General features: G+C 66.0%; 29 protein-coding genes. 10 read left to right on the forward strand and 19 right to left on the reverse strand.

The window, feature by feature from the left end:
• The first annotated feature begins 4 nt into the window (after positions 1-4).
• Together H977_RS0126515 and H977_RS0126520 are read left to right on the forward strand one after the other, a co-directional pair.
• Positions 5-820: a carbon-nitrogen hydrolase family protein gene (locus tag H977_RS0126515; protein WP_029110697.1), complete on the forward strand. Its 816-nt coding sequence runs from the start codon at positions 5-7 to the stop codon at positions 818-820.
• Entirely contained in the window at positions 817-1,728 is a 912-nt protein-coding gene (locus H977_RS0126520; RefSeq protein ID WP_029110698.1) for an LmeA family phospholipid-binding protein, read from the forward strand. Before H977_RS0126515 ends, H977_RS0126520 begins: the two co-directional genes overlap by 4 nt.
• Positions 1,729-1,747: 19 nt before the next feature.
• Here H977_RS0126520 and deoC read toward each other — a convergent pair whose 3' ends face one another.
• The 6 genes from deoC to H977_RS0126550 form a co-directional block, all read right to left on the reverse strand.
• Positions 1,748-2,428 carry a deoxyribose-phosphate aldolase gene (deoC, locus tag H977_RS0126525; protein ID WP_029110699.1) on the reverse strand — a complete coding sequence of 227 codons (681 nt, stop codon included), beginning with the start codon at positions 2,426-2,428 and terminating at the stop codon, positions 1,748-1,750.
• Positions 2,428-2,856: a DUF2599 domain-containing protein gene (locus H977_RS0126530; RefSeq protein ID WP_029110700.1), complete on the reverse strand. Its 429-nt coding sequence runs from the start codon at positions 2,854-2,856 to the stop codon at positions 2,428-2,430. Before H977_RS0126530 ends, deoC begins: the two co-directional genes overlap by 1 nt.
• A gap of 4 nt (positions 2,857-2,860) precedes the next feature.
• The gene (locus H977_RS0126535; protein ID WP_029110701.1) at positions 2,861-3,145 is read right to left on the reverse strand and encodes a DUF2516 family protein; all 285 of its coding nucleotides are present in this window, start codon (positions 3,143-3,145) and stop codon (positions 2,861-2,863) included.
• 72 nt (positions 3,146-3,217) lie between these two features.
• The gene (locus H977_RS0126540) at positions 3,218-3,862 is read right to left on the reverse strand and encodes a hypothetical protein (RefSeq protein WP_029110702.1); all 645 of its coding nucleotides are present in this window, start codon (positions 3,860-3,862) and stop codon (positions 3,218-3,220) included.
• A 61-nt stretch (positions 3,863-3,923) separates the two neighbouring features.
• On the reverse strand, positions 3,924-4,319 hold the full coding sequence (locus tag H977_RS0126545; RefSeq protein WP_029110703.1) for a helix-turn-helix domain-containing protein: 396 nt from the start codon (positions 4,317-4,319) through the stop codon (positions 3,924-3,926).
• A gap of 89 nt (positions 4,320-4,408) precedes the next feature.
• Positions 4,409-5,752 carry a DUF445 domain-containing protein gene (locus H977_RS0126550; RefSeq protein ID WP_029110704.1) on the reverse strand — a complete coding sequence of 448 codons (1,344 nt, stop codon included), beginning with the start codon at positions 5,750-5,752 and terminating at the stop codon, positions 4,409-4,411.
• A gap of 107 nt (positions 5,753-5,859) precedes the next feature.
• On the opposite strand from H977_RS0126550, the gene H977_RS0126555 reads away from it, so the two are divergent.
• Positions 5,860-6,561: a TetR/AcrR family transcriptional regulator gene (locus H977_RS0126555; RefSeq protein WP_029110705.1), complete on the forward strand. Its 702-nt coding sequence runs from the start codon at positions 5,860-5,862 to the stop codon at positions 6,559-6,561.
• A gap of 4 nt (positions 6,562-6,565) precedes the next feature.
• Positions 6,566-7,435, forward strand: a complete 870-nt coding sequence (locus H977_RS0126560) for a polyphosphate kinase 2 family protein (protein WP_029110706.1) — start codon at positions 6,566-6,568, stop codon at positions 7,433-7,435.
• A 253-nt stretch (positions 7,436-7,688) separates the two neighbouring features.
• On the opposite strand, the gene H977_RS0126565 is transcribed toward H977_RS0126560, so the two are convergent.
• The 4 genes from H977_RS0126565 to H977_RS0126580 form a co-directional block, all read right to left on the reverse strand.
• Positions 7,689-8,564: a cyclopropane mycolic acid synthase family methyltransferase gene (locus H977_RS0126565; RefSeq protein WP_029110707.1), complete on the reverse strand. Its 876-nt coding sequence runs from the start codon at positions 8,562-8,564 to the stop codon at positions 7,689-7,691.
• A gap of 150 nt (positions 8,565-8,714) precedes the next feature.
• A complete protein-coding gene (locus H977_RS0126570) occupies positions 8,715-9,575 on the reverse strand; it encodes a 3-hydroxybutyryl-CoA dehydrogenase (protein ID WP_029110708.1) in 861 nt (286 codons plus the stop codon).
• A 158-nt stretch (positions 9,576-9,733) separates the two neighbouring features.
• On the reverse strand, positions 9,734-11,020 hold the full coding sequence (gene aceA, locus H977_RS0126575; RefSeq protein ID WP_029110709.1) for an isocitrate lyase: 1,287 nt from the start codon (positions 11,018-11,020) through the stop codon (positions 9,734-9,736).
• Between the two features lie 278 nt (positions 11,021-11,298).
• Positions 11,299-12,120: an acyl-[acyl-carrier-protein] thioesterase gene (locus H977_RS0126580; protein ID WP_029110710.1), complete on the reverse strand. Its 822-nt coding sequence runs from the start codon at positions 12,118-12,120 to the stop codon at positions 11,299-11,301.
• Between the two features lie 120 nt (positions 12,121-12,240).
• On the opposite strand from H977_RS0126580, the gene ramB reads away from it, so the two are divergent.
• From ramB to H977_RS0126600, 4 genes are all read left to right on the forward strand, one after another.
• Positions 12,241-13,656 carry an acetate metabolism transcriptional regulator RamB gene (gene ramB / locus H977_RS0126585; protein ID WP_029110711.1) on the forward strand — a complete coding sequence of 472 codons (1,416 nt, stop codon included), beginning with the start codon at positions 12,241-12,243 and terminating at the stop codon, positions 13,654-13,656.
• Positions 13,657-13,750: 94 nt separating this feature from the next.
• Complete coding sequence (locus tag H977_RS0126590; RefSeq protein ID WP_029110712.1) at positions 13,751-14,368, forward strand: TetR/AcrR family transcriptional regulator; 618 nt, start codon at positions 13,751-13,753, stop codon at positions 14,366-14,368.
• Complete coding sequence (locus tag H977_RS0126595) at positions 14,365-15,165, forward strand: NAD(P)H-dependent oxidoreductase (RefSeq protein ID WP_029110713.1); 801 nt, start codon at positions 14,365-14,367, stop codon at positions 15,163-15,165. The genes H977_RS0126590 and H977_RS0126595 overlap by 4 nt, the downstream gene beginning before the upstream one ends.
• Positions 15,166-15,243: 78 nt before the next feature.
• The gene (locus H977_RS0126600; RefSeq protein ID WP_029110714.1) at positions 15,244-15,795 is read left to right on the forward strand and encodes a carboxymuconolactone decarboxylase family protein; all 552 of its coding nucleotides are present in this window, start codon (positions 15,244-15,246) and stop codon (positions 15,793-15,795) included.
• A 54-nt stretch (positions 15,796-15,849) separates the two neighbouring features.
• Here the strand turns inward: H977_RS0126600 and H977_RS0126605 are convergent, their stop codons facing one another.
• Genes H977_RS0126605 through H977_RS0126625 form a run of 5 tightly spaced genes read right to left on the reverse strand, consistent with a single transcriptional unit; the run spans position 15,850 to position 18,845 of the window.
• On the reverse strand, positions 15,850-16,119 hold the full coding sequence (locus tag H977_RS0126605) for a flagellar basal body-associated FliL family protein (RefSeq protein ID WP_029110715.1): 270 nt from the start codon (positions 16,117-16,119) through the stop codon (positions 15,850-15,852).
• Positions 16,116-17,516 carry a dihydrolipoyl dehydrogenase gene (gene lpdA, locus H977_RS0126610; RefSeq protein WP_029110716.1) on the reverse strand — a complete coding sequence of 467 codons (1,401 nt, stop codon included), beginning with the start codon at positions 17,514-17,516 and terminating at the stop codon, positions 16,116-16,118. The genes H977_RS0126605 and lpdA overlap by 4 nt, the downstream gene beginning before the upstream one ends.
• 30 nt (positions 17,517-17,546) lie before the next feature.
• Positions 17,547-18,044, reverse strand: a complete 498-nt coding sequence (locus tag H977_RS33975) for a hypothetical protein (RefSeq protein WP_051289113.1) — start codon at positions 18,042-18,044, stop codon at positions 17,547-17,549.
• Positions 18,037-18,315 (reverse strand): putative holin, encoded by a 279-nt coding sequence (locus H977_RS0126620; protein ID WP_029110717.1) that lies wholly within the window; start codon positions 18,313-18,315, stop codon positions 18,037-18,039. Before H977_RS0126620 ends, H977_RS33975 begins: the two co-directional genes overlap by 8 nt.
• 35 nt (positions 18,316-18,350) lie before the next feature.
• Positions 18,351-18,845 carry a DUF779 domain-containing protein gene (locus tag H977_RS0126625; protein WP_029110718.1) on the reverse strand — a complete coding sequence of 165 codons (495 nt, stop codon included), beginning with the start codon at positions 18,843-18,845 and terminating at the stop codon, positions 18,351-18,353.
• Between the two features lie 26 nt (positions 18,846-18,871).
• On the opposite strand from H977_RS0126625, the gene H977_RS0126630 reads away from it, so the two are divergent.
• Positions 18,872-20,950: a prolyl oligopeptidase family serine peptidase gene (locus H977_RS0126630; protein WP_286162753.1), complete on the forward strand. Its 2,079-nt coding sequence runs from the start codon at positions 18,872-18,874 to the stop codon at positions 20,948-20,950.
• An 89-nt stretch (positions 20,951-21,039) separates the two neighbouring features.
• Here H977_RS0126630 and H977_RS0126635 read toward each other — a convergent pair whose 3' ends face one another.
• Positions 21,040-21,885, reverse strand: a complete 846-nt coding sequence (locus H977_RS0126635) for a hypothetical protein (RefSeq protein ID WP_029110720.1) — start codon at positions 21,883-21,885, stop codon at positions 21,040-21,042.
• Positions 21,886-21,919: 34 nt separating this feature from the next.
• The gene (ppk2, locus tag H977_RS0126640) at positions 21,920-22,777 is read right to left on the reverse strand and encodes a polyphosphate kinase 2 (RefSeq protein WP_029110721.1); all 858 of its coding nucleotides are present in this window, start codon (positions 22,775-22,777) and stop codon (positions 21,920-21,922) included.
• A gap of 151 nt (positions 22,778-22,928) precedes the next feature.
• On the opposite strand from ppk2, the gene H977_RS0126645 reads away from it, so the two are divergent.
• Positions 22,929-23,555, forward strand: coding sequence for a hypothetical protein (locus H977_RS0126645; RefSeq protein WP_029110722.1), 627 nt, complete (start codon positions 22,929-22,931; stop codon positions 23,553-23,555).
• A gap of 14 nt (positions 23,556-23,569) precedes the next feature.
• Here the strand turns inward: H977_RS0126645 and H977_RS0126650 are convergent, their stop codons facing one another.
• Both H977_RS0126650 and H977_RS0126655 read right to left on the reverse strand, forming a co-directional pair.
• On the reverse strand, positions 23,570-25,099 hold the full coding sequence (locus tag H977_RS0126650) for an aldehyde dehydrogenase family protein (protein WP_029110723.1): 1,530 nt from the start codon (positions 25,097-25,099) through the stop codon (positions 23,570-23,572).
• Positions 25,100-25,300: 201 nt separating this feature from the next.
• Positions 25,301-26,491 carry a hypothetical protein gene (locus H977_RS0126655; protein WP_029110724.1) on the reverse strand — a complete coding sequence of 397 codons (1,191 nt, stop codon included), beginning with the start codon at positions 26,489-26,491 and terminating at the stop codon, positions 25,301-25,303.
• Positions 26,492-26,893: the final 402 nt, after the last annotated feature.

Genomic DNA, 26,893 nt, shown 5'->3' on the forward strand with positions numbered 1-26,893 from the left:
ACGCATGCGAATTGCCCTGGCGCAGATCGCCACCGGCACCGACCCGTCGGCCAACCTGAAGCTGGTCGACGAGTTCACCCGGCGCGCCGCCGATGAGGGCGCCCGGTTGGTGCTGTTCCCCGAGGCCACGATGTGCCGGTTCGGCGTGCCCCTTGGCCCGGTCGCCGAGCGCCTGGACGGGCCGTGGGCGACGGGGCTGCGGGAGATCGCCGCGCAGGCCGGCGTCGTGGCGGTGGCCGGGATGTTCGCCCCCAGCGATGACGGCCGGGTCACCAACACCCTGATCGCTACCGGACCCGGGGTCGACGCGCACTACCACAAGATCCACCTCTACGACGCCTTCGGGTTCACCGAATCACGCACTGTCGCACCGGGTTTCGAGCCGGTGACGATCGGCGTCGACGGAGTCGCGGTGGGCCTGACCACTTGCTACGACGTCCGCTTCCCGGAGCTCTACGTGGAGCTGGCGCGTCGTGGCGCCCAGCTGATCACCGTGCACGCCTCATGGGGATCCGGGCCCGGCAAATTGGAGCAGTGGACCTTGCTGGCCAGGGCACGCGCACTGGACACCACGGGCTTCATCGCCGCGGTCGATCAGGCCTACCCGGGCGACGAGATCGCCAAGGCCGGCCCGACGGGCGTCGGCGGCAGCCTGGTGAGCTCCCCCACCGGCGAGGTTCTCACCGCGGCCGGCGCCGACCCGCAGTTGCTGACCTTCGACGTCGACGTCGACGCCGCCAACCAGGTCCGGGACACCATCGGGGTGCTGCAGAACCGCTCACGGTTCGCTCAGTCGGGTAAGGCACAATCGCTGGGGTGACCGATCCCTGGGCTCGCCCAACCGACCAGTCCCCGCCAGCCACCCAGGAGCTGCCTCCGCAGCCCCCCGCGCCCGATCAAGCGGGTCAGCCGGTGCAGCCCGGGCAGGTCGACCAGCCGACACCAGCGGCGTCCCAGCCGCAGGACCCCTCGGCACTGGCGAAGGTCAAGAAGCTGTTCTCGGACCCGCTGTCGGTGGTGCTGATCGCGGTGATCGTGGTGGCCCTGGTCGCCGCCGGTGTACTCGGTGGTGAGCTGTACGCCCGCAGCCGTGCCGACAAGATCGTCGCCTCGATCGTGGAATGCACCGTTCGCGACGGTGCGAAGGCGTCGTTCGATCCGCTGCCGCCGTTCCTCATGCAGCACGTGAGCGGGCACTACACCAACATCAACATCGAGACTGCCGGTAACCAGATCCGCGATGCCAAGGGCATGAAGCTAAAGCTGGACATCAAAGATGTGCGGATCCAGGAAACCGCTGACGCCAGCGGCACGGTGGGCTCGCTGGTCGCCGACATCTCGTGGAACACCGAAGGCATCCGCCAGACGGTGGCCGACATGGTGACGCTGCCCTTCATCGGCTCGGCCATCTCGGACGTGAAGACCAATCCGTCCAACGGGACGATCGAACTCAAGGGCCTGCTGGGCACCATCACCGCCAAGCCCACGGTGGTCAACAAGGGCATCTCACTGCAGATCGTCGATCTGAGCGCGATCGGCCTGTCCTGGCCGCGCGAGACCCTGCAGCCGATCCTGGACAAGTTCACCGCCCAGCTCACCGAGAACTACCCGATGGGCATCCACGCCGACAGCGTGCAGGTCACCGACGACGGCGTGGTGGCCAAGTTCTCCACCACCGACGCCTCGATGCCGAAGGCCACCGAGGACCCCTGCTTCGACAAGCTCTGATGTCTCGGCGCCGAGGCGCCTAACCGGTGAAGCCGTCGAGCACGGCGCGGGTGCCCGACAGGCCGAGCCGGGTGGCCCCGGCGTCGAGCATGGCCGCGGCGGCCTCGGCGGTGCGGATACCGCCGCTGGCCTTGACCCCGACATCGGCTCCGGCCGCGCGTGCCATCAGCTCGACGGCGCGGGCGGAGGCACCGCCACTGGGATGGAAACCGGTCGAGGTCTTGACGAAGTCGGCCCCGGCACCGACAGCGGCCCGGCACACGTCCTGCAACAGCACGTCGCCGGCGAACTCCAACAGCGCCGCGGACTCCACGATGACCTTGAGCGTGGCGCCGGGCACCGCCGCACGCACGGCGCTCACCTCGGCCGCCGTCGCGTCCAGGTCCCCGCTGAGCGCGAGGCCGACGTCGATCACCATGTCGATCTCGGCGGCGCCCGCGGCAACGGCCAGCTGTGACTCACGGGCCTTGATCTCGGCCAGGTGCTTGCCCGACGGGAATCCGGACACCGCGGCCACCGCCAGACCGGGCGGGGCGATCGCGGCCGCGGCGGATACCAGCGACGGCGACACGCATACCGAGAACACCCCGAGGTCGACGGCCTCTGCCACCAGTTTGTCGATGTCGGCCGCGGTGGCCTCGGGCTTGAGCAGGGTGTGGTCGACCAGGGCCGCCACCTGGGCGCGCGTATAGCTGCCCATCAGAACGGTTCCTCGCTGCCACCGGGATTGCATCCGGCGGCCAGCATCGCCTCGGGAGTGACCTCGGGCCGCCACGGCTCCAGGTTCCAGCTGGTCTTGCCCGGCTCGGCGAGCTCGGCGAACGTCCAGTGACACACGAACTGCTCGCGCATCCCGGGCAGGTCGGCATCCGGGGACAGCGCCAGCACCTCGGTCCAGGCCTGATCGGCCTGGGCCGCGCTACCGGGCTGTTGGGTCAGCGCGCGGGCGGCGTCGGTGGGATACACGCGCAGACTGGACAGGTCGCCCCATTTGGCCCATTCGACGTGGTCGACGTAGAGGTGATCACCGGCGCCTTGGCCGGGTTCGGCGGCGGCAGTGGCGGCCGAGGTCAGTACCGCGCCCAGCGCAATGCCTGCCGCGCCGAGCGCGGCCAGTGGTGAGCGCATCGGGTCAGCGCGACTTTCCCTGGATCTCCAGCAGTTTTGGCCGCACGTCGACGAGGTAGATGCCGGTGGCGCAGGCCGAGATGGCGGCGCCGAACGCGTCGCGCAGCAGTAGGGCGAGCAGCAGCGCCACTCCCAGGATCGCCAGCCACACCGGCTTGGTGAGCTTGCCGGTGGCCGTATAGGCGTCCGGACGCTGCATGGCGGCGTGGACGAGCGCGTAGACGCCCACGAAGAAGACTACGGCGACCAGTACAAAGACAATGACGCCCGCAAGGTTGGCGAGTTGCACCTCACCAGCCTATGCGGGCGTCATCACCAGCGTCGACCGACGGGGCTGTAGCCCCGGCCGGCGACACCGGAATTACTTCTGGGTGACCTTCTTGGCCGGAGCGGCCGCGGTCTTCTTGGCGGCCGGGGTGGTCTTCTTGGCCGCGGCCGGAGCAGCCTTCTTGGCGGGAGCGGCCTTCTTGGCGGGCGCGGAGGCCGGGGCGGCCTTGGTCACGGCCTGCTCCGTCTTTTTGGGCAGCTCGACGCCGACCAGCTTGGCGGCACGCTCGCCGACCGCGCGGGTCTGGGTCGCCACGGTGCCGAGGGCTTCCTGGGTCAGCTCGACGGCCTGGTCGGTGTATCCCTCGACCCGGCTGGCGGCTTCCTCGATGGCGGGCTGGTTGCGCAGGCGCTCCAGCGCCGCCTCGCCACGCTCGACCAGCTTGTTGTAGGTCGCGGTGGCCTGATCGGCGTAGCCCTCGGCGGCCTTGCGCAGCTCGTCGGAGGTGAACCGGTCGCGCAGCTCGTCGAACTGTGCCGGCAGGTCTTCCTGCAGCTTGGTCAGGCGGGCGCGGCCTTCCTCGACACGGGTCTCGGCGTCGGTGCGGGCACCCTCGGCACGCTCACGGAGGCTGGCGACGATCTCGTTGACCGTGGCCAGGGCCAGGTCGGCAGCGCCGACTGCGGCCAGCAGCGGGGCCTTGAGGTCTTCGATGGTGGGCTGAGTCTTCTCGGTCATGCGAATTCCTTTCTCAGGATGGGCTTTTCGTGCGAGTGGTTATCGGGCAGCTGGTGAGGCGTCAATCAGTTGTCGGCTCCTCACCTGCATCGGCTTCGTTCTGCGCTCGGAACGATGTGTAGATGTCGAGCAGCACCTGCTTTTGCCGCTCGGTGATCGCCACGTCGTTGACGATGGCGTCGCGGACCTCGCTGGGCTCGCTGGGCTCCAAGATCCCGGCGCGCACATAGAGGACTTCCGCCGACACCCGCAGTGCCTTCGCGATCTGGTTGAGCACGTCGGCGGAGGGTTTGCGCAATCCCCGTTCGATCTGGCTCAGGTAGGGATTGCTGACGCCGGCCTTCTCGGCCAACTGCCGCACCGATACCTGTGCCGCCTCACGCTGGGACCGGATGAAGCTCCCGATGTCCTGCGCAGCGTTGGAGACGACAGCCGCGAGATTTTCTTCTTGCGTCATGTCATTCCCCTCATAGCCCGGGTATCCGTTAACGACGGAATTCACGCTACGACGGGGTGCTAACTTTTGCAAGCACTAGTTAGCGCAGGTCAGAAGAGTAGTTGGGCTATCGAATAGATGATCAGGCCCGCCAGCGAGCCCACCACGGTGCCGTTGATCCGGATGAACTGCAGGTCACGGCCCACATGGAGCTCGATGCGGCGGCTCGCCTCGTCGGCGTCCCAGCGTTCGATGGTCTCGGTGATGATAGCTGTGATCTCGGTCCCATACTCGGCGACCAGGTGTTTTGCGCCTCGGATGATCCAGCCGTCGACCTTGTCGCGTAGCTCGGCGTCGTCACACAAGGACTCGCCGATCCGCATCACCGAGTCGGCGATCCGGGTCCGCAACGCCGAGGACGGGTCGTCCACGGACTCCAGGATGATCCGCTTGGCGGCCGCCCACGCCGTCTCGGCCGCCCGGGCCACCTCGTCGCGGCCCATGAGCTGTTCCTTGACGTTCTCGGCGCGCTGAATCGTCGCCTCGTCATTCTGCAGATCGTCGGCGAACTCGAACAGGAAGCGGGTCGCCGAACGCCGCAACTCATGGTCGGGGTTACGACGCACCTTGTCGGTGAAGTCCATCAACTCCCGGTGGATCCGCTCGCCGACCAGGTGATCGACCCACCGCGGCGACCAGGTCGGCGAATCCCGCTCGATGACGCGTTCGATGACCTCACCGGAGTTCAGCGACCACTGGAACGCCCGGTCGCACAGCAGCTGGATCAGCGCCTCCTGACGGCCCTCCTGCAGCAGCGTCGACAGCACCCGGCCGATCGGCGGGCCCCATTTCGGTTCGGCGATGCGTTTGACGATCATCCGGTCCAGCACATGCTGGACGTCCTCGTCGCGCAGCATCTCCACCCCGACGCGAAGCACCGTCGACGCCTCGGCGGCCACCCGCTCGGCATGGGAACGGTCCGACAGCCATTTGCCGAACCGGCCGGCCACCTGTGCGTCGTGCAGCTTGTTCGCGATCACCTCCGGGGACATGAAGTTCTCCCGGACGAACGCGCCGAGGCCCTCCCCCAGCTGGTCCTTCTTGCGCTTGATGATGGCCGTGTGCGGGATGGGCAGCCCGAGCGGATGCTTGAAAAGCGCCGTCACCGCGAACCAGTCGGCAAGCGCACCGACCATGCCCGCCTCGGCCGCGGCCCGCACATAACCGATCCATGGCGCCGCACCCAGCCCTGCCCCGCCCCGCGACTGTGCCCAGGTGCACATCAGGAAGATCACCGTGGCGCCGACCAGAAAGCTCAGCGCGACCAGCTTCATCCTCCGCAAACCCCGCAGCCGTTCGGCGTCGGCGGCGCTGTCCGCCCCGGCCAGCGTTTCGGCAAAACTCGGCCGTGGGTCCGCAAGCGCGCGGACTCCCGCGTCGGTTCGATGTGCCACGGTTTCCATCTTGCGCTATCGCCGCAACTGACGGTCCGACCCACAGGCCGGTATCCGCAGATTCGCCGTAGTATCAAGTGGAACTAGGGAATGGGACTACTGCGACTGTGGCACAGACTCCGCCGGTGACGGTGAAGACCGATGGACGCAAGCGGCGCTGGCACCAGCACAAGGTGGAGCGGCGCAATGAACTGGTAGACGGCACCCTCGAAGCCATCCGGAGCCGGGGTAGCAACGTCAGCATGGATGAGATCGCCGCCGAGATCGGCGTGTCCAAGACCGTGCTCTACCGCTACTTCGTCGACAAGAACGATCTCACCACCGCGGTGATGATGCGGTTCGCCCAGACCACACTGATCCCGAACATGGCTTCGGCCCTGTCCTCCAACCTCGACGGTTTCGACTTGACCCGCGAGATCATCAAGGTGTACGTGGAAACCGTTGCCGCCGAGCCGGAGATCTATCCGTTCGTGATGGCGAACAACTCGGCCAGCAAGAGCAAGGCCGTCGCCGATTCCGAACAGATCATCGCGCGCATGCTGGCCGTCATGCTGCGCCGCCGGATGGCCCAGGCCGGCATGGACACCCGCGGTGCCGAGGCGTGGGCCTTTCACACCGTCGGCGGCGTCCAGCTGGCCACCCACTCATGGATGTCGAACCCGCGGATGACAGCCGACGACCTGATCGACTACCTGACCATGCTGTCCTGGAACGCGCTGTGCGGCATCGTCGAAGTCGGCGGCTCGCTGGAAAAGTTCAACTCGCTGCCGCACCCGTCACCGGTTCTCCCGCCGCAAATGCTTGACTGAGCCGGTGAGCGACAACGACGACCTTCCCGCGCTGTGGACCCACGAACCGCATGACCTGCTGGCCTTCCGCCCGGGCGACAAGGTTGCCCACATCGACACCAATGGCACGCCCGGATTCCAGGGCAAGAAGAGCGATGCGCCGACGCTGCAGACCGAGCGCAACATGCGGCTCGCCTCACTGCAGGAGATGCTCTACGCCCGGTGCAAGAGCGGCGACGACAACCGTTCGGTGCTGCTGATACTGCAGGGCATGGACACCGCAGGCAAGGGCGGGATCGTCAAACATGTTGTGGGAGCGGCGAACCCACAGGGCATCCGATACACCAGCTTCGGCAAGCCGACGGAGGAGGAGCGGGCCCACCACTACCTGTGGCGGATCCGCAACGCCCTCCCGCCCGCCGGCCACGTCGGGGTGTTCGACCGCTCGCACTATGAGGACGTGCTGATCGTGCGCGTGCACAACCTGGTGCCGCCCGACGTCTGGGGCGCCCGCTACGACGAGATCAACGCCTTCGAACGCGAGTTGGTCGATGCCGGCACCACATTGGTGAAAGTGGCGATGTTCGTCTCCCTCACCGAGCAGAAGGAACGTCTGGCCGAGCGGTTGGAACGGCCCGACAAGTACTGGAAGTACAACCCCGCCGACATCGACGAGCGGCTGCTCTGGCCCAGATACCAGGAGGCCTACCAGGCCATGCTGGAGAAGACGTCGACCGACTACGCGCCCTGGCACATCGTGCCGTGTGACAAGAAGTGGTACAGCCGGCTCGCCATCACCGAGCTGCTCATCGAGGCGCTCAAAGGCCTCAACATGTCGTGGCCGCCGCCGGACTTCGATGTCGAGGCGGAGAAGAAGCGGCTGGCCGACGCTTGAGGTCGGGGGCCTGAGGTCGAGGGCTTGAGGTCAGGGGCCTGAGGTCGGGGGCCTGAGGTCGTCCCGCCCAGCCGTCCCGCCTAGTTGTCGCGCCTAGGCGTCCCGCCTAGTCGTCGCGCGCCGAGATTGAATCCAGGGACACCAATCGCGCTGATCCTGTCCCTGAGTGCAATTTCGCGATGCGACGGCGCGCTCCAAATACATCAGGCGCCTCGGATCCGGGATCCGAAGCGCCTGATGCGGAAGAGCGAAACTACTTGACCAGGGTGAACTGGCCGATGTTGGTGATGCCGCGGCGGAAGAAGTCGGCGCAACCGGTCAGGTACTTCATGTACCGGTCGTAGACCTCCTGGCCCTGCATGGCGATGGCCTCGTCCTTGGCCGCCTCCAGGTTGGCCGCCCACATGTCCAGCGTCCGCGCGTAGTGCGGGCGCAGCAGGTGGATGCGCTCCAGCTTGAAGCCCGAGCCGTCGGCCAGCTTCTCGATGTCCTCGACCGCCGGAAGCTGCCCACCGGGGAAGATCTCCTCGCCGATGAACTTCATGAACTTCAGGTCGCTGATCGTCAGCTTGATGCCGTTCTCGCGGAAGAACTGCTGGGTGTGCGCCAGGATCGTGTGCAGCAGCATGCGGCCGCCGTTCTCCGGCAGGATGCTGTAGGCCCGCTCGAAGAACACCGGGTAACGCTCGGCCTTGAAGGCCTCGAACGCGCCGATCGACACGATGCGGTCGACGGGCTCGTTGAACTCCTCCCAGCCCTGCAGCCGGATCTCGATGTTGCGCTCGGTGTCGATCTTGGACAGCCGCTCGCGGGCGTACTCCGACTGAGCCTTGCTCAGCGTGATGCCGATGACGTTGACGTCGAACTTGGTGACCGCACGCTCCAGCGCGCCGCCCCAGCCACAGCCGATGTCGAGCAGGGTCATGCCCGGCTTGAGGTCCAGCTTGCCCAGTGCGAGGTCGAACTTGGCGTTCTGCGACTCCTCGAGCGTCATGTCCTCGCGCTCGTAGTAACCGCAGGTGTAACCCATGGTCGGCCCGAGCCAGAGGGCGAAGAACTCATTCGAGATGTCGTAGATCGACTGCGACTCCTCGTAGTACGGAGCAAGATCGGACTCGACGTTAGACATACGAAAAATTACCTCTTTGCGTTTCTGCTGCTGTGACGACCGACGGGTTGGGCCGACGCGTGTTTTCACGCAGACTCTATAGAGCGAGCCAGCAGGCCCTACTGTGGGTAGACTAGCTAAGCCTCGGCCATAGTGCCAGCGCGGGTTGGTTCAGTACGTGTAGAAGCCCTGACCCGACTTTTTGCCCAGCTGTCCCGCCTCGACCATGCGCAACAGCAGCGGCGGCGCCGCATACAAAGGCTCTTTGAACTCGTCAAACATCTTGTCGGCGATGAGCTTCAGGGTGTCCAGGCCGACCAGGTCGGACAGGCGCAGCGGGCCCATGGGGTGGGAAAGGCCTGCCACCACGGCTTTGTCGACGTCTTCAATTGTGGCAAAGCCGCCTTCGACCATCCGGATGGCCGCCAGCAGGTAGGGCACCAGCAACGCGTTGACCACGAAACCGGACCGGTCAGAACAACGGACGACCTGTTTTCCGATGACTGTGCCGGCGAATTCCTCGACGCGCGCGGCGGCGGCATCCGAGGTCACCAGAGTGCTCACCAGTTCGACCAACGGCAACACCGGAACCGGGTTGAAAAAGTGCAGGCCCAGCACCCTGGCAGGATTCTGGGTAGCTGCTGCGAGTTTCATGATCGGAATGCTTGAGGTGTTGGAGGCCAGCACCGCGTCGGGGTCGGTGATCACGCGGTCCAGGTCGGCGAAGATCTTTGCCTTGACGTTCTCATCCTCGATCACGGCCTCGATGACCAGCTGACGGTCGGCCAGGTCCTCGATGGTGGTGGTGAACTTCAGCTTGCCGAGGGCGGCGTCCTTCTCCCGCTCCGTGACCTTGCCCGCGCTGACGCCGCGCTCGAGCGACTTGGTGATGCGGTTGCGCCCGGCGGTCACCAGTGCGTCGGTGGTCTCGAACACCAGGACGTCGACGCCGGCACGCGCGGACACCTCGGCGATACCCGCACCCATCTGGCCGGCACCGATCACACCTACTCGTTCAATTTGATTGCTCACTACTTCACTTTCGTCTCAATGTCCGGACACGCGACAGGCCCCGCCCAGGATTCTGAGCGGGGCCTGCGCTGTCAAGACAGTCGGTACCGCGAGCAGACGCAAACTCGTCCATTTCGGGACCGAAACGTGCGAGTTTGTGTCTGCTCAGCGGATGCGGCCTAGTGGAACTGACCCTCTTCGGTGGAACCGGCCAGCGCGGTGGTCGAGCTGGTCGGGTCCACGGTGGTGGCGATCCGGTCGAAGTAGCCGGCGCCGACCTCGCGCTGGTGCTTGGTGGCGGTGTAACCGCGCTCCTCGGCGGCGAACTCGCGCTCCTGCAGCTCGACGTAGGCCTTCATCTGCTCGCGGGCGTAGCCGTGGGCCAGATCGAACATCGAGTAGTTGAGGGCGTGGAAGCCTGCCAGCGTGATGAACTGGAACTTGAAGCCCATCGCGCCCAGCTCGCGCTGGAACTTGGCGATGGTGTCGTCGTCCAGGTGCTGCTTCCAGTTGAACGACGGCGAGCAGTTGTAGGACAGCATCTGGTCGGGGAACTCGCTCTTGACGCCCTCGGCGAACTTCTTGGCCAGCTCGAGGTCCGGGGTGCCGGTCTCCATCCAGATGAGGTCGGCGTACGGCGCGTAGGCCTTGGCGCGGGCGATGCAGGGCTCCAGGCCGTTCTGCACCCGGTAGAAGCCCTCGTTGGTGCGCTCACCGGTGATGAACGGGCGGTCGCGCTCGTCCACGTCGGAGGTGATCAGCGTGGCGGCCTCGGCGTCGGTACGGGCGATGACCAAGGTCGGCACGTCGGCGACGTCGGCGGCGAGACGGGCCGAGGTCAGGGTGCGGATGTGCTGCTGGGTCGGGATGAGCACCTTGCCACCGAGGTGGCCGCACTTCTTCTCCGAGGCCAGCTGGTCTTCCCAGTGCGAGCCGGCGACGCCTGCGGCGATCATGGCCTTCTGCAGCTCGTAGACGTTGAGCGCACCACCGAAGCCGGCCTCACCGTCGGCGACGATCGGGGCGAGCCAGTTCTCGACCGAGGTGTCGCCCTCGACCTTGGCGATCTGGTCGGCGCGCATCAGCGCGTTGTTGATGCGGCGGACGACCTGCGGCACCGAGTTGGCCGGGTAGAGGCTCTGGTCGGGGTAGGTGTGGCCGGACAGGTTGGCGTCACCGGCGACCTGCCAACCCGACAGGTAGATGGCCTTCAGGCCGGCGCGGACCTGCTGGACGGCCTGGTTGCCGGTCAGCGCGCCGAGCGCGTTGACGAAGTCCATGTCGTGCAGCTGCTCCCACAGCACCTCGGCGCCGCGGCGGGCCAGGGTGTTCTCCTCGACGACGGAGCCCTGCAGGGCGACCACGTCGGCCGGGGTGTAGGTACGGGTGATGCCCTTCCAGCGGGGGTTGTGATCCCAGTCGTGCTGGATCTGCTCCGGTGACTTGGGGGTGCCCACGGTCGACATAGGACTGCTCCTTCGGTTTGTTTCAGTCGCCTTGATCCACCGCCGCGTCGTTCGCCTTGTTAATTGCTAACGCCGTGACAGCTTCACTGTTGTGCTAATCCGACGATGGCACAGCACATATCCGCAGGTCCACCCGTTTCAGTTGCCAAGTTTCGCCAAAGCGCTTAGTTAACTTGCAAAGGTTGCGAAGAAATATGATGGCTGTACCGGTTCAGAAGCTACCGACGAGTAGCCCATAGGCGCAGGTCAGTACGCTCGTACTGTTAAACCGGGAGGGGTCAGAGCGAGAACAGTGCGGCGATCGCTTTTGTCTCGTCGCCGACTGCATATGTGAGCGTTCTAACAGTCCGGTCGGTGAGCTCTTCGCCGAATTTGTCGGTCGATCCGGCCGGGTGAACGTGCGACACGATCTCGAGCTTCTCCCCGAGAGCCACCGCGGCGTCGTGCTCGATGGTCACCCGCAGCGGCTTCTCCAGCAGCTCGGGATGGGAGTACAGGTAGTCCTCGATCACCGTCCAGTAGACCGAGTTGTTCATGTGGTCGAACAGGTCGATGTCGGACACCCGGACCGGATACTCACGGATCTCCGCCGCGTCCTCACGGCTGCCGGCCTTCAGGTAGGACTTCCAGCGCAGCCGCGCTTCGTCGGTGGTGCGGCGCAGGCCCGAGAGGAAGTCGTCGGAGATGCGGGCCGGGCCCTGCGTCTCCCGATTGATGTTGATCCAGAACGCCTCGGATTCCATCAGGCCGCCCTTGCGGCCGTCGATCCGCACGCGCATCTCGCACCACCGGTTCGAGGTGCCCGAACACCACCGCCGCATCCGCAGCATGTCCTGGAATTCGATGGGCCTGATGAGGTCGATCATGGTGCGCCGCACGATCCACAACGGGTGGGTCTCCTCGAAACCGAGTTCGCGGAGATGGTCCGATCCGATGTCCTGGATGTGGCGCGCGGCGGCATCGAAGCGCAGCCGGCCTGCCCGGTCGATATCGCCCACCCGCAGCGGCCATTCGCGGTCGAAGACGTCGGGATGCGGATCGGGTACCGGCATCATCACCTTGTTCAGTCCGGTGGTCGAAGTGTGCGCGGTTCCCGCCATGATCATCTCTCCAGTCGCTTTCGCCTGAGCCGATCATGCCAGGCAGCCCGATGATGCCAGTAGAGACCAAACTGCCAAGAATGCAAAGGGAATCTTCGCACCGTTGTTAGGCTGTTTGACGTGGCAAAAACGTTCGTCGGATCGCGGGTGCGTCAACTGCGGAGCGAGCGCGGTTTCAGCCAGGCGGCACTGGCCCAGATGCTGGACATCTCCCCCAGTTATCTCAACCAGATCGAGCACGACGTGCGCCCGCTGACCGTGGCCGTGCTGCTGCGTATCACCGAGGTGTTCGGGGTGGACGCCACGTTCTTCGCCTCCCACGACGACACGCGTCTGGTGGCCGAGATGCGTGAGGTCACGATGGACCGCGACCTCGGCGCGGAGATGGACGTCGCCGAAGTCGCCGACATGGTGGCGGCGTATCCGAATTTCGCCCGTGCCATGGTCAATCTGCACCGCCGTTACCGGCTGACCACCACCCAGCTGGCCGCCGCCACCGAGGACCGGTACTCCGACGGCAGCGGCAGCGGTTCGATCACCATGCCGCACGAGGAAGTCCGCGACTACTTCTATCAGCGGCAGAACTACCTGCACGAACTCGACACTGCCGCCGAGGATCTGACCACCACGATCCGCATGCACCGGGGTGATCTGGCCGGCGAGCTGGCCAACCGGATGACCACGGTGCACGGTGTGCGGATCGTCCGGCGGATCGACCTGGGCGACACCGTGCTGCACCGCTACGACCCGGCCACCAAGACCCTGGAGATGGGCAACCACCTCTCCAGCGGCCAGCAGGTGTTCAAGATGGCGGCCGAACTGGCCTTCCTGGAATTCGGCGAACTCATCGACAAGATGGTCGACGAGGGCATGTTCACCAGCGATGAATCCCGCACCCTGGCCCGGCTCGGGCTGGCCAACTACTTCGCCGCGGCGACCGTGCTCCCCTACCGCCAATTTCACGATGTGACAGAGAATTTCCGCTATGACGTGGAACGGCTGTCGGCGTTCTACTCGGTGAGCTACGAGACCATCGCACACCGGCTGTCGACGCTGCAGCGCCCGTCGATGCGCGGCGTCCCGTTCTCGTTCGTGCGGGTCGACCGCGCGGGCAACATGTCAAAGCGCCAGTCCGCCACCGGTTTCCACTTCTCCTCGTCGGGCGGTACGTGCCCACTGTGGAACGTCTACGAGACCTTCGGCAATCCGGGCAAGATCGGGGTGCAGATCGCCCAGATGCCGGACGGGCGCAACTACATGTGGGTGGCGCGCACCGTGGAGCGGCGCGCATCGCGCTACGGCCAGCCCGGCAAGACATTTGCCATCGGGCTGGGATGCGAGCTGCGCCACGCGCATCGGCTGGTGTACTCCGAAGGGCTCGACCTCTCCGGCGAGGTGGCCACGCCCATCGGCTCGGGCTGCCGGGTGTGCGAACGCGACAATTGCCCGCAACGCGCCTTCCCGGCGCTCGGCAAGGCTCTCGACCTCAATGAGCACCGCTCGACCGTGTCACCGTATTTGGTGCGGCAGCCCTGACCGCAGGGGAAATCCGCGTTGTCGCGGCAGCAAGTTACTCACGGTAGGCTACTATCAGTAAGTTACTGTTGGTAGGCACTGCCGAGGAGTCAAGATGGGCGACCAATCCGTCGCTGCCCCGAAACGACGCTTGTCGAAGCAGGATCGCCACGCTCAACTCCTCAGCGTGGCAAGGGAGTTGATCCGGGAGGCAGGCACGGAAGAGTTCACCCTCGGACGGCTGGCCGAGCGGGCCGGTGTGACCAAGCCCGTGGTCTACGACCACTTCGGCGACAAGGCCGGCGTGCTCGCCGAGCTCTATCGCGAGTTCGAGGAACGCCAGCGCGAGATGCTCGACGCGGCACTGGCCGGCGCCGAGCAAGAGGTGCGAGCAGTGGCGCGCGTGGTCGCGGGCGCATACATCGACTGCTGCCTCGCGGAGGGGCGGGAACTGGCCGACGTGGTCGCCGCACTCGCGGGCTCACCCACGCTGAGCCGGCTGCGCCAGGAGGCCGAGGACGCCTATCTCGCCATGTGCCGTGAGGCACTGGCACCGTTCCCTGGTCGCATAGACGCGACAGGCCTGCGCGCCGTCATCGGGGCCGGCGACGCCTTGGCCCGAGACGCGCTCGCCGACAGGATCAGCTCCGCCGATGCCCGCAGCACCCTGGCCCGTGTCATCACGGCCATCGCTGCTGACGACCAACACGACACGACACAGGTGACTTCATGACGATCGCACATCCACCGAAGCCCGGCACCGCCCTGTGGCTCTACGCGCACCCCCGCCGCGGCTCGCTGAACGACCGCCTCTTCCAGGCCGGAACCGAGGCACTGTCCGCGCAGTACGAGGTAATGATCTCGGACCTGCACGCCCAGGAGTTCGACCCGGTCCTCAGTGATCGCGACCTCGGAGAGCCGGCCGGCAAGCCGGGGAACATCGTCGAGCTGACAGGCGAGGCGTACTCCCGCGGCCAGCTGCCTGCCGATGTGCGCGAGGAACAGGCCAAGCTCGCCGCGGCGGAGCTGCTGATCGTGCAGTTCCCGCTGTGGTGGTACGGGCCGCCGGCAATCTTGAAAGGCTGGTTCGACCGGGTGCTCACGAACGGGTTCGCCTACGGCGATCTCGATCCCGAACTCGGGGTGCCCCGGCGCTACGGTGACGGCGGCCTGATCGGGCGCAAGGCCCTCATTGTGGTGACCGCAGGAGAGGATGCGCGCTCCATCGGACCGCGCGGCATCAGCGGGGACCTCGAATCGCTGCTCTTCCCTCTTATCCACGGCACGCTCTGGTACGTCGGAATCGAAGCACTTGACCTGCATGTGGTCCACGACGCCGACGGCTTGGAGGCGGCCGACGTCGACCTGGAGGCTCAGCGCCTGCAAGAAAGACTGCGGACAATCGGCACCGAGCGGGTCCGACGGTTTCGGCGTTTGCGCGATGGCGACTACCAGGAGACCCGTGCCCTGCGTGGGGACCTTCTCCCAGGGCGCACCGACCTTGGCATCCACCTCGCCGACCACGGATAGCACCGAGCTGAGTCGGTCTCGGGCGCCAACCGGCAGCTGGACCTTCTGAACCTCATCACCTGTGCCAGACTCGGCTGGGTGAGTGCAATCGAGCCCGCCCGTATCGCACCTGGCGGATTCCGCGAGCTGGGCCCCGTCAATTGGGCCATCGCCAAGCTGGGCGCCCGCGCCATCCGGGCACCGAGGTTCACCCTGATGAACGTCCTGGGTCAGCACAAGCTGCTGTTTTTGGCCTGGCTGCCCTATTCCGGGCTGCTGCTCGGCCCGCTCGGCAAGTTGCCGCGACAGGATGCGGAGTTGGTCATCCTGCGGGTCGGTCATCTGCGGGATTGCGAATACGAACTGCAGCAGCACCGCCGGCTCGCCCGCAGTCGCGGTGTGGACGCCGAGACACAGGCCCGTATCTTCAAGGGCCCCGACGCCGAGGGCCTGACCGACCGTCAGCGGGTGCTGATCACCGCGACCGACGAGTTCGTCGTCACCCGGTCCGTCTCGGCGGAAACCTGGGGCGCGCTCTCTGCGATCTTCACCAAGCAGCAGCTCATCGAATTCTGCATGCTGGCAAGCCAATACGATGGCCTGGCCGCCACCATGACGACGCTGCGGATCCCGCTGGACTTCCCCGACTGAGTGATTTCGGTGCAACGGGTAACGGCCGGCGTCACCGGATGCACCCAAATCGCATCAGAGGTACGTGACCCCGAGCAGCACGAGCGAGAAGATCACCGGCGAGACCGGCAGTGCCCACAGGAACGCCGCCCAGGTGTGGGATTTCTGCTGGTATTTGCGCCGGCCGAAGTAGGCGCCCGCGGCCCCACCGATGAATGACAGGGCGGCGACCAGCAACACCCAGATGTTGACTCGGGAGCCTTCGGTGGCCAACGTGATGGCGGCCAGCCACAGGATGTGGCCGACCACCAATCCGACTATGCCGGCGACGATTTCGTTTCTCAAAAGTTGATCATGTGGCCGGTCAGACCGTGGAAGCACTCCTGCAGCGCCTCCGACAGGGTCGGGTGGGTGTGCACGTTGCGGGCCAGCTCGTTGGCGGTCAGGTCCCACTTCTGGGCCAGCGTCAGCTCCGGCAGCAGTTCGGACACGTCGGGCCCGATCAGGTGCCCGCCGATGAGTTCGAGGTGCTTCTTGTCCGCGATGAGCTTCACGAAACCGGTCGGGTCGGCCAGGCCGTGGGCCTTGCCGTTGGCGGTGAACGGGAACTTGGCGACGACGACGTCGTAGCCCTCGGCTTTGGCCTGCTCCTCGGTGAGACCGAAGCTCGCCACCTGCGGCTGGCAGAAGGTGGCGCGCGGCATCATCCGGTAGTCACCCAGCGCCAGAGTCTCTGCGCCGCCGATGGTTTCGGCCGCGACAACGCCCTGCGCCTCGGCGACGTGGGCCAGCTGCAGCTTGCCGGTGACATCGCCGATGGCGTAGATGTTCGGCACATTGGTGCGCATGTAGTCGTCGATGCCGATGGCCTTGCGGTCGGTCAGCGCCACGCCGGCCGCCTCCAGGCCGAAGCCCTCGACGTTGGGTGCGAAGCCGATGGCCTGCAGTACCTTGTCGGCCTTGAGCTCTTCGGTCTTGCCGTCCTTGCTGACGGTGACAACAACGGACCCGTCGCCCCCCTTGTCCAAGATGCCCTCGACCTTGGTCCCCGTGAGGATCTTCACGCCCAGCTTCTTGTACTGCTTCTCGATCTCCTTGGAGACCTCGGCATCCTCGTTGGGCAGGGCGCGCGGCAGGAACTCGACGATGGTGACGTCGACGCCGTAGTTCTTGAGCACGTAGGCGAACTCCATGCCGATGGCACCGGCCCCGGCGATGATGATCGACCCCGGAAGATCGCGCGAGAGGATCTGGGTTTCGTAGGTGACGACGTTGTCGGACAACGAGGTGCCCGGCACCAGACGGGTCGACGACCCGGTGGCGATGATGGCGTTGTCGAAGGTGAGTTCCTCTGTCCCGCCTTCGTTGAGCTTCACCGACATCGCCTTGGGGCCGGTGAACGTGCCGTAGCCGTGCACCTCGGTGATCTTGTTCTTCTTCATCAGGAAGTGCACGCCGGCGACGCGACCGTCGGCGACCTTGCGGCTGCGGTCGAAGGCGGCACCGTAATCGAAGGTTGCCTCACCGCTGATACCGAAGGTCTTGGCTTCCTTGTTGAAGATGTGCGCGAGTTCCGCGTTGCGCAGCAGCGCCTTGGACGGGATACACCCGACATTGAGGCACACGCCGCCCCAGTATTTGGGTTCGACAATTGCGGTGTTCAGCCCCAGTTGGGCGGCACGAATGGCCGCGACGTATCCACCGGGACCAGCTCCGAGAACGACGACGTCAAAGTGGGTCACGACCCCACCCTAGTGGGCGACGCAATTCTCCTACCGGGCGATCCAGCCGAATACGTAGGCGCCGTAGAAAACCGCCGCCGCGGCCAGGGCCGCCATGGGCGCCGACATCAGGGCGATGGCCAGCGCCGAGACCAGCGGTTTGCGCTGGGCCGTCGACGCCACCAAGGCACCGAGCGTCGTGACGACGATGTAGGCGAGGACGACGAACACCGGCCACGTCTTGTCGGCTGACTGGTACCAGTAGTAGTACAGGCCGGCGCCCGCCGCGGCGGAGACGAACCACACGCCGGCCAGGACGCCGACGAACGTCCACCACTTCACGAACAGGTATGACCCCTCGACCACGATGGGCGGGGCCGGCGCGGGTAGAGGCGCCGAAGGCGCGTCGTCGTCGGAAACGGTCTCGTCCGGGGTCATGTCCTCGGCGGACGTGGTTTCCCGCGGCAAGTCCTGGTCGAGGACCTCGTTCTCCCCGGTGTCGAACAACGGCACGAAGTCCGCGGTGGAGGTGTCGACGTCCTCAGCCATGCGATGCCACCTGGACGATCGCCAGCGCGCCGAACCAACCGGGCGCGATGGCCAGGGTGCATGCGCCGAGCGTGGTCACCCATCGCCGCCCCGACACGAGCACCATCACGATCCCGAGGACGCCGGGCACCCCGAGGACGAGTCCGATCACCACATCGGGCCGGACGGTGACCGTGACCAGCAATGTCGTGGCGATACCCACCAACAGCCCGACCGCTACGCCGACCAACATCGCGCTGGTCAGCAGCCACGCCCGTGGCAGCGGAATCACTCTTCGACGATAACGCCGCAGGCCGCGACGGCCCGCTACATCCGCGCGGCGCGTCCGCTTGGGATCGGACAGGCGTCGGCGGCCTCGTCGACGATGTGGCTGCCGGTATCGGAAGGTCGGGCTCCGGCGCTGTACTGCGAGCCGGTCACCGGTGGAACTTCCGCCAACAGGTCGTTCTCGGCGTCGGTGAAGGCCCGGCCGCGGGACAGGAACCGCATGCCCTCGGGGGCCTCCAGGCTGAAACCGCCGCCGCGGCCGGGAACGACGTCGATGACCAGCTGGGTGTGCTTCCAGGCATCGAATTGCGGGCCGGAGATCCACACCGGCACTCCGGTTCCGACGTCCAGGATCGCCAGCAGGATGTCGCGATCGCCGACGATGAACTCTCCGTCGGGATAGCACATCGGCGAGGAACCGTCGCAGCATCCGCCGGACTGGTGGAACATCAACGCCCCGTGCCGTTCCTGCAACCGCGTCAGCAGTGCGGCGGCGGCCGCGGTGATCAGGGCCCGCGCGGGTGCCTGGCCCATCAGGTCCTCGCTTCCGTTCGACAGTGGTGTTGTTCAGCTCACATTACGCGCGCGGTCACAATGGACAGGTGGCAACGGACCCTTACCTGTGGCTTGAGGACATCGGCGGCGACGACGCGTTGGCGTGGGTGCGTGCGCACAACGAACCGACGATCGCCGAGTTGAGCGGCGAGCGTTTCGAGGCGATGCGCTCTGAGGTGTTGGAGATCCTCGACACCGATGCGCGGATTCCCTATCCGGGCCGGCGAGGCGAGTATCTGTACAACTTCTGGCGCGACGAGGCGAACCCGCGCGGCCTGTGGCGACGCACCACGCTCGAGAGCTACTGCGGTCGACGAGCCGGCGATGAGCCCTCGGGCGAAGAGCAGACGACACAGTGGGACGTGATCCTCGATCTGGACGAGCTGGCCCGGGCCGAGGACGAGAACTGGGTGTGGGCCGGGCCCGAGGTGATCGAGCCGGATCACACATTGGCCATGATCAGCCTGTCCCGCGGCGGCGCCGACGCCACCGTGGTGCGCGAGTTCGACATGCGGACAAGGGAATTCGTCCCCGGCGGGTTCGAGCTGGCCGAGGCCAAGTCCTCGGTGTCCTGGGAGGACGAGGACACCCTGCTGGTGTGCACCGACTTCGGCGAGGGCTCGATGACCGAGTCCGGTTACCCGCGCATCGCCAAGCGGTGGCGCCGCGGCGAGCCGCTGGCCGACGCCGAGACGGTCTACGAGGCCGAGCCGACCGATGTCCGGGTGATCGCCTCGATCGACCGGACACCGGGCTTCGAGCACACCCGCTTGGGCCGCTACACCGACTTCTACAACCGCATCCGCTACGAGGTACGCGACGGCGAGCTCATCGAACTCAAGGTGCCGACCGACTCGTCACTGGCTCTGCACCGCGAGTGGCTGCTCATCTCGCTGCGGACCGACTGGCAGGTGGGTGACGTCACCTACCCGGCAGGCGCGCTACTGGGCACCAACTTCGACGACTTCCTCGACGGCACAGCGCATCTCGCGATGATCTACGAGCCCGACGAGCACAGCAGCCTGTCGAGTGTGCAGTGGACCAAAGAGAAGCTGATCCTCATCACGTTGCGTGATGTCGCAAGCCACGTCGAGGTCGTCACTCCCGGGACGTGGGAGCGCCGGGACGCCCCGGATATCCCGCCGGCGACGGACACCGTCGTCGTCGACATCGACCCCTTCGGTGACGAAGTGTTCTACAACGCAAGCGGATTCACCACTCCGTCGCGGCTGCTGTACGGCACGGCCGGCGGGCCACTGGTCGAGGTCAAGTCCGCACCGGCGTTCTACGACGCCGACGGCATCGATGTCGAGCAGTTCTTCGCCACCTCGAAGGACGGCACGAAGGTTCCGTACTTCGTCGTCGGGCGGCGCGACGAACCGAGCCCGACCTACCTGTACGGCTATGGCGGATTCCAGAATTCGTTGACCCCGGGCTACATCGGCGGGATCGGGCGGGCCTGGCTGGCACGCGGCGGGACGTACGTGCAGGCCAACATCCGTGGCGGCGGGGAGTACGGCCCGCGCTGGCACAAGCAGGCGATGCGGGAGAACCGCCATCTGGTCTACGAGGATTTCGCCGCGATCGCCGCGGATCTGGTGCGCCGTGGCATCACCACGGTCGAGCAGCTCGGCGCTTCCGGCGGCAGCAACGGCGGGCTGCTCATGGGCGTCATGCTCACCCGCTATCCGGAACTGTTCGGGGCACTGGTGTGCAGTGTGCCGCTGCTGGACATGAAGCGTTTCCACCTGCTGCTCGCCGGTGCGTCATGGGTGGCCGAGTACGGCAATCCCGACGATCCGGCGGACTGGGAGTTCATGTCGAAATACTCGCCGTATCAGAATATTTCGGCCTCGGCCAAGTATCCGCCGATTCTGATCACCACCTCGACCCGCGATGACAGGGTCCACCCCGGGCACGCCAGGAAGATGACCGCGGCGCTGGAGGCCGCCGGGCACCGGGTGCTGTACTACGAGAACATCGAGGGCGGCCACGGCGGCGCGGCGGACAACAAGCAGGCCGCGTTCAAGGCAGCGCTGACCTACGAATTCCTGTGGCAGACATTGGGCGGCGCGGACGACTGATACCGGGGCATAGCTTCGCGAGATCTACACCAGGGTCGTGATTTTCGCGGTGAACGACCCTGGTGTAGATCTCGGTGAAACGAAAGCCGTTAATCCCGCTTGCGCAGACCACCCAGCAGCGCCACGACGATCCCGAACACCACCAGCCCGCCGCCGGCGACCAGTGTGAGATTGAGCCATTGGTGCAGGCTGGCGATCGCGTGGCCGGCCATGGCGTCGGCGATCTGCCGGATGTCCCCGCTGGTGTGATTGAGCGCCTCGTTGAGGTAACGCCGTCCCGCCTCCAACCCGGCCCAACCGGCCGCGCCCACCAGCAAGGCGGAAATCCCAAGGGCGGCAAGCGCTTTACCACGGGAGCGGGCGGCGGCCAAGGTGAACAGCGCCAAGACACCGGCGAGTACCGCCACCGCGATGCTGACCCAGGGCCCCCACACCGCCAGCGGACGCAAGATGCCGGGCCGCAAGCTGTCAGGCGCCGACGATGCGATGGGGACCGTAAGCGTTTGGGGCACTTCGATATTGAAACCCGACAGGGTTTCACGGAAGGAGGCATCTGAGAGCATCGGGGCCAGGTCGATCACCCAGCTGCCGTTCTCGTTCCGGGACAACCGGTCGGTGAACATCCAGGTGTGCGCGATCTGGTTGGCCAGGGCGAACTGGCCGGGGAACGCCGAGCCCGCGGTGTAGGCGCCCGCGACAGCCCGGATCTGCCGCGAATCCACGTCCGATCCGTTCTTGGCCGCCAGGGACTGCACCTGGGTGGTGAGTTCGCCGGCCACCGCCTGCTGCAGCTGCGGGTCGGTGGCCGCTGCTGCGGCGAACGCCGAATAGCCCTGCTGGTCGATGATGTTCTTCTGCACCCACGCCGACGGCACCGCGGCTGCCAGCAGGACCGTCGTCAGCACCCACAGGAACAGCGTCATGACGAATCGCACGCCGCCTCCTACTCTCGGGCGGCGGCCGGACTGCTCAGTCCGACAGGGCACGCCCCACGATCAGCGGATCGGCGTGGCCGACCACCTCAAAATCCTTGTTGTCGTAGTCGAACTTACCGAGCACGTACCGCATGGCGTTGATGCGGGCGCGTTTCTTGTCGTTGCTCTTGACCACGGTCCAGGGCGCCATCTCGGTGTCGGTCCAGGCGAACATGTCTTCCTTGGCCGCGGTGTAGTCGTCCCACTTGTCCAGCGACGCGAGGTCGGTGGGTGAGAGCTTCCACTGCCGCACCGGATCGACCTGGCGGATGGTGAACCGGGTGCGCTGCTCGGATTGCGTGACCGAGAACCACAGCTTGGTCAGGCTGATGCCGTCGTTGACCAGCATCTGCTCGAACAACGGGGCCTGACGGATGAATTCGGCGTGCTGCTTGGGCGAGCAGTAGCCCATCACGCGTTCCACGCCGGCCCGGTTGTACCAGGACCGGTCGAAAAGCACGATCTCACCGGCGGCCGGCAGGTGCTGCACATAGCGCTGGAAGTACCACTGGGTGCGCTCTTTCTCGGTGGGCTTCTCCAGAGCAACGACGCGGGCCCCGCGGGGGTTGAGGTGCTCCATGAACCGTTTGATGGTGCCGCCCTTGCCTGCGGCGTCACGCCCTTCGAACACGATGACGTGCCGCAGACCGTTGCTCTGGCTCCATTTCTGCAGCTTGAGCAGTTCGATCTGTAGCAGGCGCTTCTGCTCCTCGTACTCTTGCCGCGACATGCGGTCCTCGTACGGGTAGTTCTCCCGCCAGGTGTCGACGACCTCGCCGCTCGGTTCCAGCAGCAGCACTGGGTCGTCATCGTCGTCGTCACGGACCGCATACCCGGTGATGTCGAGAGTCACGGGCGCAACCTAGCGAACCGCGAGGACCAACTGGTGATGCTCGGGTGAACGTCCGGTGGCCACGTGCTGCTACGGCGTCCGCCGGCACAGGCGCCAAAGTGCAGTAGTGCATTACTCAGTCCGCCTGACCGGCTGGGCACCATCATCGCTGATGTCAATCACGCTCACCATCGTCGAGAAGAGGCATCCAGTGGTCATGGAACGTGTTGTTCGCAGGTTCTGGGTCGGCTCGGCGCTGGCCGTCGGAGTCGGAGCGGTGGCGATGATCGGAGCGGGCACGGCCGGCGCCGCGCCGGGGATCTCCTACGACCGCGGTCCAGGTGACCCGATCGGTATCGGGGACAACTCGGCCACCGGTGCTCGGGCCGACGCGTCCGGCGACAACCGGGCATTGGCCATCAGCGTGTTCCGGCCCTCCACTGCTACGGCCGTCGGTCAAAACCGCTCTGGGAACAAGGTGTTCGCACTCGACGGCACGGCAGGCTTCCAGAAGGACTACATCGACCCGTACACCGGCGACCACGACAACACCGTGGTGGCAATCAACGGCACGGCGATGGTGCACGGTGAGTGGACCAACGTGCTCGCCGTCGGCAGCAAGGTTTCGAACAGGCCCATCGCCACCTACTCAGACGGCTCGCAGGCGTTCGCACCGAGTATGGCGGTGTCGACCTTCCCCGTGATCGTTCCCAGCTCCGTCGTCGTGGTCTGCGGACAGCGGATCACGGGAAGCGACGACATCTTCGAGACGTCCGGACGCGCCGGCTGCCAGCCGTAGCAGCCGTAGGCCGGTTACTTGGCCGTACGGCGCGGACGAGCCAATGCCAGCTTGGTCATCAGCTTGTTCATCCGGGTGAGCGCCTTCTCCGAGTTGTTGTAGTAGCTGCCGCCGGCGCCAATGTTGGTGCGCGGAACCACCACGGTCTCCTGCTTGCAGAACTTGCGCACCCCGTCGACCCCGCCGAAGCGGGCTCCGATGCCCGAGGCCTTCCAGCCGCCCATCGGGGCCGTGGTGCACATCAGGTTGGAGATGACGTCGTTGACGTTGACCGCACCGCAATCGAGCTGCAGCGCAACCGCTTTGGCCCGCTCGACGTCCTTGGAGAACACCGATGCGCTGAGCCCGTACTGGCTGTCGTTGGCCAGCCGCACCGCCTCCTCGACGGAGGACACCTTCATGATCGGCAGGGTCGGCCCGAAGGTCTCCTCGGTCATGCAGGACATCGAATGGTCGACGTCGACGAGCACGGTCGGCTCGAAGAAGCTGCCCCCGCCCTCGGGGCGCTTGCCTCCGGTCAGCGCCTTGGCGCCGGCGGCAACGGCGTCCTTGACGTGGCGCTCGGTGATCGCCACCTGGCTCTCATCGATCTGGGAGCCGAAGTGGTAGCCCTCACCGGTGCCCATTTTGAGGTTTTCCACGGCACGCACGGTGGCGGCGACGAACTGGTCGTAGACCGACTCGAGCACATAGACCCGCTCGGTCGACACACAGGTCTGGCCGGCGTTGAACATGGCGCCCCATACCGCGGCATTGGCGGCCAGTTCGACGTCGGCGTCCTCCAGCACGATCATCGGGTCCTTGCCGCCGAGCTCCAGGCTGACCGGGGTGAGGCGGCGCGCAGCGCGCTCCATCACCTTGGCGCCGGTCGCGCTGGAGCCGGTGAACTGGATGTAGTCGGAGTTGTCGATGACGGCCTCGGACACCGCGCGGGCACCTTGCGCGAGGGCGAACACCTCGGGGGCGCCGGAATCGAGCCAACCGCGGAGCAGAACCTCGGCGGTCAGCGGGGTGCGCTCGGAGGGCTTGAGCAGCACCGCACATCCGGCGGCCAGGGCACCGATCGCGTCCATCATGGCGTTGGCCACGGGGTAGTTCCACGGCGCGATGATCCCGATGACCGGCCGCGGCCGGTAATGCACGGCGATCTTCTTGATGGACAGGAACGGCAACGGAGCAGGCCGGGTGTCGGGCGCCATCGCCTTCTCGACGACCTTGATGTAGTACGAGAGGATCATGATCAGCAGCGGGACCTCTTGCGCGGCGTCCATCGAGGACTTGCCGGTCTCGGCGATCAGGAGTTTCTCGATCTCGTCGCGGTGGTCGCCCAACCACACCGCGTAGCGGGCGAGCACTTTGGCGCGGCCCTTCGCGCCGCGTGCCTCCCACTCCTTCTGAGCTTCCCGCAGACCGGCCGCGATGCGCGGCACATCGGCCGCATCGGTCCAGGTCACCTGGCCGGCGACGGCACCGGTCGCGGGATTGTGAATGGTGCCGGAACCCGTGAACTCTCCGGTCAGATCAACATCTGGCGTCGCTGTCATGGGTCTATGTTAATCACCGTTTGTGACGCACGTCGCACCGGGGTTGACACCTGTCAAGTGCGTGGTGCCGAGGGCCGCGCCCAGATCGACGAAATGGTCGCCCCGCGGGTGCGCGGACGACCACTTCGTCGATTTCGAGGAGCAGAGCCGGCAGCGTGTGAGGACCCCCCAGTCGTCGCATGCTGCCGGCTCCGCCGGGTATCAGTCCTCTGATCCCTTCGAGGCCGCCTTCGTGGAGTCCTTCGAGGATTCGTTCGACGTGGCCTTCTTGGTCAGCTTCTTCGCGGCGGACTGGACCCGCGCCACGGCCCGGTTCACGTTCGCCTTGGCCTTCTCACGCCGCTGCTCGGCCCGGTCCCTGGCGTCGCTGAGCGACTTGTTCACCGAAGTGTTGAGGCGGGTGACATGCGGCTTGGGCTTGTCCGCCTTCGGTGAGTCGGCTTCGGGCTCGGGAGCGGCACTCAGAGTCGCAACCCGCGAGGTGGGAGCCACAGACGACTCGTCCGCCTCCTCGATCACATCTCCGTTGGCATTGACGTTGACCCCGAGCGCGTGGGCAATATTCACCCGCGTATTCCGCGTGGCCGTCCACAATTTCTCGTTGCGGAACCGCATGAGCGCCCCGTCCTCCGGGCCTTGCTCGGTAAATACGCCATCGGTGCCCCCACCGAGCGACTCCGGCAGAGCCTTCGCCAGACCCTCGATGGTCGGGTCGGCGACCCACAGTGGGGCGTCCGTGTACTCACGGACCGCCTTGTAGAGGGCGACGTTGTCCCCCTCGACGATTGCCTGCGCGATGGCGACGACGCCGACAGCCCCGAGCACGGCGCCGTTCATGCCTCTGGTCGCCGACTCCTTCAATCCCGCCGCGAGCTCGGCGGTGTAGTTCTCGTTCGGCCACGGCTTGTCGACTCCGAGCGCGTCGGCGAACTGACCGTTGATCGCGTCCCGAAGGCCCAGGAGCTCGTTGTTGCGGAACTGCATGAAGGCGCCGTCACCGGCGGTGGTATTGGTCACGTGGTCCGAGCCGCCACCGAATTCGTCCGGCAGCGTGATGGCGATCGCCTCGATCAGCGGATCGGCCACGTAGAGCGGCGAATCGACGATCTGCCGGATCTGCGAGAACAGCCTCTCCTTGTCGCCGCCCGCGATCTGCGCGGCGAGCACGAAGGGGGTGAGCGGTGCCTGCAAGAACTGATCGGCAAGCCGTTGCCCGGCCATGAAAACCAACCCGGCCTGATTCATGCCATCGAAGCTGGCCAACAACGATGCCGACGCATCCACGATGCGCGGCGGAGTGGGCGTCGACGCCACCACCGGAGTGATGGCGATGACGCCGGCGGTGGCCGCGGCGACGCAGGCTGTCAGACCGCTTGAGACACGACTTGTCATAGGTGATCCCCTCGGAAAACTGGCTGTTCGGCCGGGCTGATTGCCTGGTCCGGGCAGGAAATTACCCGTTACTCATCAAGATCTCAGCTTTTTCTCAGGTGGCGTCAGGCTGGTATTTGCGTATGCAAACATTGCCCCGTACAAGGCCATTGCCGCAAAGCACTCGGCGTAGCCATTCGCGCAGCTAGTGACGCTAAGGAAAATTTGCCAGCCACCCCCGGACCGAGCGAAAGTGTTGCCGGACGCAACCCTGTGGTTCAGCACGTCGACCCGAACAATCAAGTGGTACTTAAGAGTTGGACCCACCCCCAGGACCACCGCGCCTGCCGACGACGGCGTGGGATGAATCGAACCTCCGACATGAGTTGCCACCACCCGAAAAGGGTGAGGCGGGCACTCGAC

Source organism: Mycobacterium sp. URHD0025, from assembly GCF_000426065.1.
GTDB lineage: Bacteria > Actinomycetota > Actinomycetes > Mycobacteriales > Mycobacteriaceae > Mycobacterium.

Bases quoted from the DNA above. Each gene is read 5' to 3' on its own strand.
- deoC (WP_029110699.1), bottom strand. From the start codon at position 2,428: ATGGGCAGCTATACGCGCGCCCAGGTGGCGGCCCTGGTCGACCACACC.
- H977_RS0126595 (WP_029110713.1), top strand. From the start codon at position 14,365: ATGACGATCGCACATCCACCGAAGCCCGGCACCGCCCTGTGGCTCTAC.
- H977_RS0126565 (WP_029110707.1), bottom strand. From the start codon at position 8,564: ATGTCTAACGTCGAGTCCGATCTTGCTCCGTACTACGAGGAGTCGCAG.
- H977_RS33975 (WP_051289113.1), bottom strand. From the start codon at position 18,044: ATGGCTGAGGACGTCGACACCTCCACCGCGGACTTCGTGCCGTTGTTC.
- H977_RS0126590 (WP_029110712.1), top strand. From the start codon at position 13,751: ATGGGCGACCAATCCGTCGCTGCCCCGAAACGACGCTTGTCGAAGCAG.
- H977_RS0126650 (WP_029110723.1), bottom strand. From the start codon at position 25,099: ATGACAGCGACGCCAGATGTTGATCTGACCGGAGAGTTCACGGGTTCC.
- H977_RS0126580 (WP_029110710.1), bottom strand. From the start codon at position 12,120: ATGGCGGGAACCGCGCACACTTCGACCACCGGACTGAACAAGGTGATG.
- H977_RS0126645 (WP_029110722.1), top strand. From the start codon at position 22,929: ATGTCAATCACGCTCACCATCGTCGAGAAGAGGCATCCAGTGGTCATG.
- H977_RS0126515 (WP_029110697.1), top strand. From the start codon at position 5: ATGCGAATTGCCCTGGCGCAGATCGCCACCGGCACCGACCCGTCGGCC.
- H977_RS0126625 (WP_029110718.1), bottom strand. From the start codon at position 18,845: ATGGGCCAGGCACCCGCGCGGGCCCTGATCACCGCGGCCGCCGCCGCA.
- H977_RS0126540 (WP_029110702.1), bottom strand. From the start codon at position 3,862: ATGACCGAGAAGACTCAGCCCACCATCGAAGACCTCAAGGCCCCGCTG.
- aceA (WP_029110709.1), bottom strand. From the start codon at position 11,020: ATGTCGACCGTGGGCACCCCCAAGTCACCGGAGCAGATCCAGCACGAC.
- H977_RS0126530 (WP_029110700.1), bottom strand. From the start codon at position 2,856: ATGCGCTCACCACTGGCCGCGCTCGGCGCGGCAGGCATTGCGCTGGGC.
- H977_RS0126545 (WP_029110703.1), bottom strand. From the start codon at position 4,319: ATGACGCAAGAAGAAAATCTCGCGGCTGTCGTCTCCAACGCTGCGCAG.
- H977_RS0126655 (WP_029110724.1), bottom strand. From the start codon at position 26,491: ATGACAAGTCGTGTCTCAAGCGGTCTGACAGCCTGCGTCGCCGCGGCC.